Origin of the sequence: Desulfoluna spongiiphila (genome assembly GCF_900101345.1) — a bacterium.
Lineage (GTDB): Bacteria > Desulfobacterota > Desulfobacteria > Desulfobacterales > Desulfolunaceae > Desulfoluna > Desulfoluna spongiiphila.
This window is the reverse complement of sequence record NZ_FMUX01000044.1, coordinates 1-9,859: the sequence shown is the minus strand read 5'-3', so window position 1 is coordinate 9,859 and position 9,859 is coordinate 1. Positions and strand designations below refer to the sequence as shown.

7 protein-coding genes, 1 rRNA gene and 1 pseudogene are annotated in these 9,859 nt (G+C 45.2%); all 9 read right to left on the bottom strand.

The annotated features are described in order from the left end of the window. Positions 1 to 601, bottom strand: a 16S ribosomal RNA gene (locus BLQ12_RS26660); the annotation flags it as partial. A 1,071-nt stretch (positions 602 to 1,672) separates the two neighbouring features. Further along, positions 1,673 to 2,560 (bottom strand): dTDP-4-dehydrorhamnose reductase, encoded by an 888-nt coding sequence (gene rfbD / locus BLQ12_RS26650; RefSeq protein ID WP_092216010.1) that lies wholly within the window; start codon positions 2,558 to 2,560, stop codon positions 1,673 to 1,675. Next, entirely contained in the window at positions 2,557 to 3,129 is a 573-nt protein-coding gene (rfbC, locus tag BLQ12_RS26645; RefSeq protein ID WP_092216008.1) for a dTDP-4-dehydrorhamnose 3,5-epimerase, read from the bottom strand. The genes rfbD and rfbC overlap by 4 nt, the downstream gene beginning before the upstream one ends. After that, positions 3,126 to 4,007: a glucose-1-phosphate thymidylyltransferase RfbA gene (rfbA, locus tag BLQ12_RS26640; protein ID WP_092216018.1), complete on the bottom strand. Its 882-nt coding sequence runs from the start codon at positions 4,005 to 4,007 to the stop codon at positions 3,126 to 3,128. Before rfbA ends, rfbC begins: the two co-directional genes overlap by 4 nt. Further along, a complete protein-coding gene (gene rfbB / locus BLQ12_RS26635; RefSeq protein ID WP_367888806.1) occupies positions 4,007 to 5,080 on the bottom strand; it encodes a dTDP-glucose 4,6-dehydratase in 1,074 nt (357 codons plus the stop codon). The genes rfbA and rfbB overlap by 1 nt, the downstream gene beginning before the upstream one ends. A gap of 80 nt (positions 5,081 to 5,160) precedes the next feature. Continuing rightward, positions 5,161 to 5,460: a ComEA family DNA-binding protein gene (locus BLQ12_RS26630; RefSeq protein WP_092216006.1), complete on the bottom strand. Its 300-nt coding sequence runs from the start codon at positions 5,458 to 5,460 to the stop codon at positions 5,161 to 5,163. Between the two features lie 139 nt (positions 5,461 to 5,599). After that, positions 5,600 to 7,290 (bottom strand): annotated as a pseudogene (locus tag BLQ12_RS26625) (polysaccharide biosynthesis protein). Positions 7,291 to 7,577: 287 nt separating this feature from the next. Next, positions 7,578 to 8,582, bottom strand: coding sequence for an MraY family glycosyltransferase (locus BLQ12_RS26620; protein WP_254782120.1), 1,005 nt, complete (start codon positions 8,580 to 8,582; stop codon positions 7,578 to 7,580). Then, positions 8,579 to 9,562, bottom strand: a complete 984-nt coding sequence (locus BLQ12_RS26615) for an NAD-dependent epimerase/dehydratase family protein (protein ID WP_175470088.1) — start codon at positions 9,560 to 9,562, stop codon at positions 8,579 to 8,581. The genes BLQ12_RS26620 and BLQ12_RS26615 overlap by 4 nt, the downstream gene beginning before the upstream one ends. Between the last annotated feature and the right edge of the window lie 297 nt (positions 9,563 to 9,859).

Sequence of the window (9,859 nt, the reverse complement as noted above, 5' to 3'; positions counted from 1 at the left end):
GCCTACGCGCCCTTTACGCCCAATAATTCCGAATAACGCTTGCACCCCCCGTGTTACCGCGGCTGCTGGCACGGAGTTAGCCGGTGCTTCCTTCAGTGGTACCGTCAATTCCCTTATCTATTAAATAAGGAAGGTTTCTTCCCACTTGACAGAGCTTTACGACCCAAGAGCCTTCATCACTCACGCGGCGTTGCTGCGTCAGGGTTTCCCCCATTGCGCAAAATTCCTCACTGCTGCCTCCCGTAGGAGTCTGGACCGTGTGTCAGTTCCAGTGTGGCTGATCATCCTCTCAGACCAGCTAACCATCGAAGCCTTGGTAGGCCATTACCCCACCAACAAGCTAATGGTACGCGAACTCATCCCCAAACAAGAGCTTCCAAGGAGAGGCCCTCTTTGATAACCCAAACCGTGGTAAGGGTTATGTCATCCGGTATTAGCAGCCCTTTCGAACTGTTATCCCAAATTCAGGGGTAGATTATTCACGCGTTACTCACCCGTGCGCCACTTTACTCGTTTTCCGAAGAAAACTTTCTCGTTCGACTTGCATGTGTTAAGCACGCCGCCAGCGTTCATTCTGAGCCAGGATCAAACTCTCCAATTAAATCATCTAACAAAATGACCCAATAGGGTTTGATATTGACAGAGACTCACTCGTCTCTTTATTCGCTGCTTACTGATTTTCAAAGATCAAGTGCATTCGAAACTTCGCTTAGCGACCGCCGAAAGCCTGATGAAGATAGAATAGAAGGCTGACATTGTCAAGGCAAATCGCAAAAGAATCCCGAGCCCGTCAGCCCTGGAGATTTAGGATTGTGACCATTCTCCGAGACCGTCGAACCAAGGTTGAAGTCTTTTTAATAATAACCCCGGCGAGACGTGGGTGTCAACAGCTTTTTAGCACCTTTTTTCTGTCCCACCATTCCCTTTTGGATTCCAAACGGTTGCAGAACATCCTTATAATAACACAGTGTTCTTCTGCCCTTCAAATGCAACCTTCAGCTTATTTTCCGCGTACAGGTCCCCTGCGCAACCACCCCTTGATCATTCATGGGACTGTGGTATATTTAGCCTTTGCAAAACTAAATTCACATGTATTTATAAGGAGGTTCCGGTTCACCGGAATAGATTCAGATATGGGTACCGTTCGGGATAAATTTGATTTTGAGGTGGGACAACTTGTCAAAAGTCCGTGCATCACGTGCAAAACGCGAAACCGTTTTCCAGCTTGCTCCGATGGATGTGAAACCCTTGACCGAATCAGGGGAATTTTGGCCAAGGGTATATCGTCGAGCTACTCATCCTTTGATCCGACTCCGTCTTCATGAGCACAACAAATAACGACAAGGCTTCTCCATACCTGGTTCTTCGTTCAAGGCATTCCCTTCACTCTTGCTTGCTTGGATCGAAAAAATCAAATTGGATCACAGATACACACCGATGCTGCCTCGCCCCTGAAAACAATAATCATCTAACACCATGAAGCTTATGACACAACTTCGGTACAATCACACGCCCCAAAACTATACGCCGGGCACCCGTCAACCCCGTCCTGCCCCCTCTACCCGTGCATGTATCACCCTACGCGTTTAGGAAGCTCGAATAGCCCAACAATAAAGCCATTTCGTAATTCGCCCATGATATTTAAAACACTCGGGGCGAAGCGACTCCACCACTAATTCCTTTTGCGCAGTTCCTGCGCAACGACCGTCTTAACCCCAAGACGCCAATCCCCCTGCTGGATCCCGAACTCATCTTCGATCCTCGAACAGTCCAGAACCGAATACCGTGGCCGTTCTGCGGGCGTCGGATATTCTTCCGTCGAGATCGGAACAACTTCCCTGACCTTCGGATGGCTAAGGCGCCTTACTTCGCCAATGATATCCAAGGCAAATTCATGCCAGCTGGCCTGGGGGGCTCCGCAATAGTGGTAAATACCTTGAGCACTGGCCTCACCTGCCACAGTCTTCTGCATCATGGAAAGCAGCGCGTCTGCCAAATGAGCGGACCATGTCGGGCATCCAAGCTGATCACTGACAACCTGAATAATCTCTCGTTCAAAAGCAAGCCGTACCATGGTTTTTAAAAAATTCGGTCCGTGCTCCCCGAAAAGCCATGACGTGCGAATGACGGCGGCACCAGAGTGCCCTCCCAAAACCAACTGCTCCCCTTCGGCCTTGGTACGACCATACACGGACCGGGGACAAACAATTCCATCATGGGCATATGGATTGGAACCCTCGCCATCAAACACATAATCCGTGGAGACATGAAGCAGCGGCAAGCCTTTGGCACTGCACTGCTCGGCAACCAGACCGGCACCGTCCCGATTCACGCGCGACGCAGCCTCAGTATCGGTCTCAGCCTGATCCACCTTGGTATAGGCCGCAGCATTGATCACACCATCGACAGATACGCTGTCAAACACAGCGCAAAGCTGATCCTTAGAGCCAATATCACATTGTGCATGCCCTACCGCCTCAACACCAATCCCATATCGACCGGCACTGGCGATAAGGTCCTGCCCGAGCTGCCCTCCGGATCCAAGCAGCAAAAGTTTCACGAACCACCTCCCGGTGCTTCATACATCGGAAGCCGAAAGGGCTCAATGGCTGCAAGACAAGGATAAACCGTATCTTTTTCGGAAAGAACGGGGTTATCTACAGGCCACTCGATGCCTATCTGAGGGTCCGACCACAAAATGCCCCCTTCGTCTTCGGGCATATAATAATCGCTGCATTTGTAGGAGAATATCGCCTCTTCACTGAGGACGCAAAATCCGTGGGCGAACCCTTCGGGAATATAAAGTTGGCGTCCATGCTCTTCCGATAACTCAACCCCAACCCACTGCGCAAAGGTGGGCGAGCCGACCCGGATATCCACCGCAACATCATAAACCGCGCCTTTTAAAACATGAACCAGCTTGGCCTGAGGATGGGTCAACTGGAAATGCATTCCGCGAACGGTGCCATATCGGGACATAGAGCAGTTATCCTGAACGAAACGCGAGGTAATACCCAATTCGTTGTATCTTTCCTGATGCCAGGATTCAAAAAAATACCCCCTTTCATCCCCGAATCGTTTCGTTTCAACAATTTTGACGTCTTCTAAGGACGTTTTAATAATTCTCATGCTCCACGTACTCCATATTTAAGCATCGACATCAGATACTGCCCATAACCAGTCTTCAGCATGGGCTTCGCAAGCTGCTCTACCTGCCCAGCATCAATATATCCTTTTTCGAAAGAAATCTCTTCAATACAAGCAACTTTCAGGCCCTGGCGAGCTTCGATGGTTTCGATAAAACTCGAAGCCTGCATTAAGCTGGTATGGGTCCCGGTATCAAGCCACGCCGTTCCTCGAGACAACTTTTCAATATGCAGATCCCCAGATTCAAGATATGTACGATTTACATCCGTAATTTCCAGCTCTCCACGGGCAGATGGCTTCAACCCGGATGCAATCTCAACCACACGGTTATCGTAAAAATAGAGCCCTGTCACCGCCCAGTTCGATTTTGGTTTTTCGGGTTTTTCTTCAATACCCTCGACACGCCCTACCCCATCAAAATCCACAACACCGTAACGCTCCGGATCCGAAACCCAATACCCAAACACAGTGGCTCCGTTTTTACGTTCAACAGCTGCCTTAAGCTGACCCGTCAACCCCTGACCATAATAGATATTGTCCCCCAAAATAAGGGAAACATTGCTGTCTCCAATAAAGTTTCGTCCCAAGGTAAAAGCTTGTGCCAACCCTTCAGGCCTTGGCTGTTCAATATACGAAAACTCTACACCCCACTGACTACCATCCGCAAGAAGAGCTTGAAACCGTGGAAGATCCTGAGGAGTCGAAATAATCAAAATTTCCCTGATACCTGCCAGCATCAGTATGGACAAAGGATAATAAATCATGGGTTTGTCGTATACAGGAAGCAGCTGCTTGCTCACCACTTTTGTGATGGGGTAAAGACGTGTCCCCGAGCCTCCGGCCAGAATGATACCTTTCATCATGCACCTTCTCCCTGACGGCCGCCATAATTCGTGTTCAGCCACTCTCTGTAGGCACCGCTCCTCACATTATTCACCCAATCCATATTTGCCAGATACCAATCCACGGTCCCTTTTAACGCCTCTTCAAACGTAAACGCAGGCTCCCAGCCCAGCTCATTTTTGAGTTTCACGGCATCAATGGCATAGCGGAAGTCATGCCCCGGCCTGTCTTTTACGTATTTTATCAAATTTCGGCTCGATGAGCCCCCATTGCGCCCCAGTTTTTGATCCACCAGGTCACACAGGAGATGAACGATCTCGATATTTTTCCGTTCAGCGCCCCCCCCGACATTGTATGTCTCGCCATCTCTTCCATCGCAAAACACTTTCCAGATGGCACTGCAATGATCCTCCACATAGAGCCAGTCCCGGATATTATCGCCTTTTCCGTAAACCGGCAGAGATTTCTCTTCCATAATATTCAGGATCATCAAGGGGATCAGCTTCTCAGGAAACTGATAAGGCCCGTAGTTGTTGGAGCAATTCGTGATGACAGCAGGGAATCCATAGGTTCTGCTGTAGGCCTTCACCAAGTGATCGGATGAGGCTTTGGAAGCGGAGTAAGGACTTGATGGGTCATATGGCGTCGTCTCAGTAAATGCCCCGGTTTCTCCCAGGCTGCCATAAACCTCGTCCGTGGAGATATGGTGAAACCTGACAAACCCCGAATTCTTTTTCCAGTGGCGGTATGCCACATCCAAAAGATTGAACGTGCCTTTAATATTGGTGTCGATAAAAGCTTCAGGCCCCAAGATAGAACGATCCACATGGGATTCAGCCGCAAAATGTATCACACCAGTGAAAGCATATTTATCAAATAGACGTTCAAGAAGCCCCCTGTCCAAAATATCACCATGCACAAAGGTATAACCCTTATTATCTTCGCAATCTGAGAGACTCATAGGATTCCCAGCATAGGTCAAGGCATCCAGGTTCACGACACAACAATCCCGATCTTCATTAAGCAGGTATCGTATAAAATTCGATCCGATAAATCCGGATCCACCTGTCACAAGAATTTGATTCATCATCACTTACCTTGGTCATGTTGAAATTAAAAAAGCCACACCGATACCGATGTGGCTTTATATCAAATTAGAAAGCAGCTGTGTCAGGATTTTTTTTCAAATGTGGTATCCTCCACAACAATACGTTCTTTATTCATCTCAAATATTTTTTTGCTGATCCCCTTCACCTTCATAATATCTTCCGGAGCCTCAAAAGGACCCATAGTATCTCTGTACTCAACAATACGCTGAGAGTACTTTGGGCCAATTTTCTGAAGGGATGAAAGCTCTTTCACCGAGGCGGTATTAATATTGACGCTTGTATCAGTGGAGGGAAAGGCTGGGACTGAAAAGGCAAAAACCAGAGTAAAGACAGCTATAATAGCAACAACGGATCGTCTCATTTCGTTCTCCTTAAGTCGTGAAAATCATCCATGATTAACAAAAAAGAGTCCCCCAATAATCAACGAATATCAAACTACGTATAGCTTACGTTACCTTTACCACTCAACAATCTATTTTAAAAGCCTTTTTTTAGCCCGATCAGTTACACGCGGGTTTATATTCTGGAACAATCTCCATCAGCTTTTCGCGAATTTCATCACTTGATTGTTCGTCAGCAAGACCCTTCAGGGCACCGATATTTCCGTTTAACTTCACCAAATCATTTGCCTGCCCCTTTAACACCATAATTTTTCGATGTTCGGTGGGCACAATCCCTTCACCTTCAGTAATCAACTCCTCATAAAGCTTTTCACCGGGCCTGAGACCTATATATTGAATTTCAATATCCACATCCGGCTCAAGGCCAGAGAGACGAATGAAATCACGGGCCAACAAATCAATTTTAACAGATTCGCCCATATCAAGAATAAAAATTTCCCCCCCTCCCCCATGGCACCGGCTTGAAGAATCAGCTGGGCCGCCTCCGGGATGGTCATAAAAAACCGCGTAATCTCTTTGTCGGTCACTGTTATGGGACCGCCCTCTTCGATCTGTTTTTTAAAAAGAGGCAAGACACTTCCAGCACTCCCAACCACGTTACCAAACCGCACAGCCATAAACTTGGTCTGACAATCCCCCTCATGCATCTGGTTCAGAACCATCATCTCACCAATGCGCTTGGTTGTACCCATCACGTTAGTGGGCCGCACCGCCTTGTCCGTAGAAACCAGAACGAATCGTTTCACGTCATATTTGCGGGAAACCTCGACAACATTCTGAGTCCCGATAACATTATTCTTCACAGCCTTCCAAGCATGGCTTTCCATCATCGGCACATGTTTGTAGGCTGCAGCGTGAAAGACAATATCTGGCCTGTACTCTTCAAACACTTTGTCCAACTGGCCAAGATACTGAATATCTCCAAGAACCGGTACGATATTCAAATGGGGAAAAAAATGTTTGAGCTCCATATCAATGGCATAAAGTGGACTCTCAGCTCTCTCAAAGAGAATAACTGATGTAGGGTTAAACCTGCATATTTGCCGACACAATTCGGAACCAATGGACCCACCCGCTCCTGTCACAAGCACCGTGGATTTACAAATCATGGTGTTGATGATCTCAGAGTCCAGTTTAATATTATCCCGACCCAAAAGATCGTTGTAAGAAACCTCACGAATGGAATTCACCGAAACTTCGCCAGAAATGATCTCCCCTATACCTGGAATGGTTTTGTAAGGTAAGCCTGTCTCTTTGCATTCTGAAACGATCCGTCTCATCTGTTTTGACGTTGCGGAAGAAATGGCTATCAGAAGTTCTTCGGCATTGGACCTGAGTGCTATGTCACCTAAATCTTCTATCCCACCAAGAACCTGCTTTCCGTGTATATATTTTCCCTTTTTCACCGGATGATCGTCGACAAAACCAATAACCTGATATTCAAGCCCTGCATTAACTCTAATCTCACGTAAAATTTTCTCGCCGCTGTTACCAGCGCCAATGATCAAAAGCCTTGTTTTCAGTTTCCAGAACGATTCTTTGGATCCACAAAAAAACATGGGAAATACGAGACGTACCCATATTTGAAATCTCCCTTCGAAATAGACACGAACGAGAATGCGAAAACCCGAAATCAACAGAACTGTTAAAAACCAATCAATAATAAAAACAGAACGTGACAAGCCGCTAAAACGATTCAGATAGAGAAAAAAAAGAACGAGTAAGCCTGACGCAACAGTTGACGCCCTAAGAACATTGAACAGGTCCGTTATGCTTGTAAACCGCCACATCCCTCTATAAAGTCGAAACAAACAAAAAACTGGAATTTTGATAATCAACACAGCAATAACGGTCTCTTTAAAACGAGAAAGTATTGCTGGGGGAACATCAAAATCAAAACGGACATAGTAAGCTAAATAATATGCCAGACAGACTATGCACAGATCCGCACAGAAAACAATTGCAAGATTAGGAAGAGATTTGATATATTTTTTCATAAGTTATTTATCACTATATGATTCGTAAAAGGGAACTGTAATGAAAATACGACCAATATGGCAATACGTTCTGAATGATATCACTGCGGCTCTGCCTGGGAAACCTTCCCATAAGCTTCGTATCTAAAAAGTACAGACACGAGACTGAACACTAAAAAACATAGACTTAAGAATAATAAAACTAAAACCCACTTAGATCTGAACACAATGAGTACTATCCCAATAATCAATTGTATAGCCCCATAGCCAACAGATATTTTCCAATGTTCTATACCGCATTCATTAGCCAAAATCTGGTATAAATGGCGCCTGTGAGGTTTGCTTAGAGATTCTCCGTTCTTAATTCGAGCAAACATGGTTGTCAATTCATCGGCATAAAACGGAAACAGAAACCCCGCCAGGCAGATGAAGTCCAGAAGACTTCTGGACAAGAGGACAACCATACAAGCAAACACAAACCCCAAGAGAATACTTCCAACATCCCCCATAAAGACTTTTGCTTTAGGTATATTAAAGGGTAAAAAACCAGCACATGATAAAATCATGGAAATACACAAGGCAAGATAAACTGAATCACCACCGGTAATAGCCCCATAAACAGCCAAAAGCAAAAAACCGACAACACCAGTTATTCCAGCCATTCCATTGATCCCATCCATAAAGTTATAAAAATTTGATGAGCCCGCAATAAAAAGAGATAAAGGCAGAATTAGAAAATAGGTGGCTATATTGACTTGTCTTGATAAAAAAAGGCCAACCAGAAATAACACGCAGCAACCAAATTGAACAGATAATCTATGTTGAGGCGGAATCTCGTACCGGTCACCAAAAAGACTGACTATGGACACACACAAAAATGCCCCTAAGAAAAAGGCAGGGACGTTCATAATAATGGACGAAAGGACGACGGCTATTAGGAGGCCAACCCCACCTCCTTTCGGAACACTGATTGTATGAGAGCTTCTTGCGCTTGGAACATCAATGAGCCTTAATTTGTGACCATAATTAATTATGCACCATGCACCGATACATCCTGACACCAAGCTTAATACAGACACAAAAATTATTTGTTGCATATCAATCATCTATTCCCGCTGAGAAAAACAGATTCCAATGTATGAGGCGGCACAAACCCGGTCATTAACATTTGTGTATTATCAAAAACAAGGGAGTACGATAGTTTATCATAACAGGAATGAAGCCATTGTCGCCTATTCTTAAAAATCAGCGCAGCCAATTGGGTCAAACCCCAAACAAACCCCAAAGGAACTGTAATCTGTATCCGATCAGGCTGGTGTTGAGATCTCCTAAAAACGTTTATTATATCACAAAAACTGGAAGGATTTCTATCACATACATTAAACACAGTACACGCAGGGTTGGTACTTGCATCTTTACTGAGAAACTCATCCTGATTCAACCGATGCGAAATAAAGCTTGCCAGATTTTGCCTTGAAAGTACCGACATCTTCTGATTGCCGTCCCCAAATTTGACGTAAGCGAATTTTCCAGGCGCAAAAACTCTTCTTTCGAGGTTTAAACTCCACTCGCTGTCATACACAGGAGCTAAACGTAATATATCCACATGCTTCAATATTCCATCGCTAAATAGTTTTCTCAGGCGCCTTTCTGCATCAAGCTTGCTCCAGGCATAATCACTGGAAGGAAAACACTGATCGTTTTCTCTTATTGGATCTTGGGTACCATTTTCTCCATAAACAGAAATCGAAGATAAAAAAATAAACCGAACATCAGTGTTGACAGCTGATGCAGCTATAGCAAGAGTTTCTGTAGCGAAGCTGTTAACATGAAAGTATTCAGACGATTCGACGCTCCCTATTTTTTGATGTGCAATTCCAGCACAATGAATCACAACGTCAGGTCTATATTGATAGCACAGTGCCTTAATTGAGTCGACATCAGTGAAATCATAGCCAGAATCAGTTTGGCCTGCTCCGGTATGCCCCCTGTTATCAACACCAAAAACTTCAAACTGAGTGCATAAATGCGCCTTAAGGGCGGAACCAATAAACCCATTAGAACCTGTTAGAAGTATTTTTTTCACACATTTTCCCTTAACACAATTGAGGATACAAACCTTGGTGTTTTGACATGTTTTAACGAGAGCCCAGCTATCGAGGAGATATAGTCCACTTGTCCTTCATCTCCAACATTCCCATTGGACACCCCGCCAAACAATAAGAAATCACTACTGTCCAAAATAGCCTCTCAAAGAATAATTTTCTTCGAGAGTCCCCTGTGATTAGTAGATGTTGTTCAATTCTTGAAAAACAGGTCCCATTATTTTGCCTGCTGTCCAACTCACGTAAATGGGAGCATTAACTGTACTGACATAGGCTCA

Bases quoted from the DNA above. Each gene is read 5' to 3' on its own strand.
- rfbC (WP_092216008.1), bottom strand. From the start codon at position 3,129: ATGAGAATTATTAAAACGTCCTTAGAAGACGTCAAAATTGTTGAAACG.
- rfbA (WP_092216018.1), bottom strand. From the start codon at position 4,007: ATGAAAGGTATCATTCTGGCCGGAGGCTCGGGGACACGTCTTTACCCC.
- rfbB (WP_367888806.1), bottom strand. From the start codon at position 5,080: ATGATGAATCAAATTCTTGTGACAGGTGGATCCGGATTTATCGGATCG.
- BLQ12_RS26630 (WP_092216006.1), bottom strand. From the start codon at position 5,460: ATGAGACGATCCGTTGTTGCTATTATAGCTGTCTTTACTCTGGTTTTT.
- BLQ12_RS26620 (WP_254782120.1), bottom strand. From the start codon at position 8,582: ATGATTGATATGCAACAAATAATTTTTGTGTCTGTATTAAGCTTGGTG.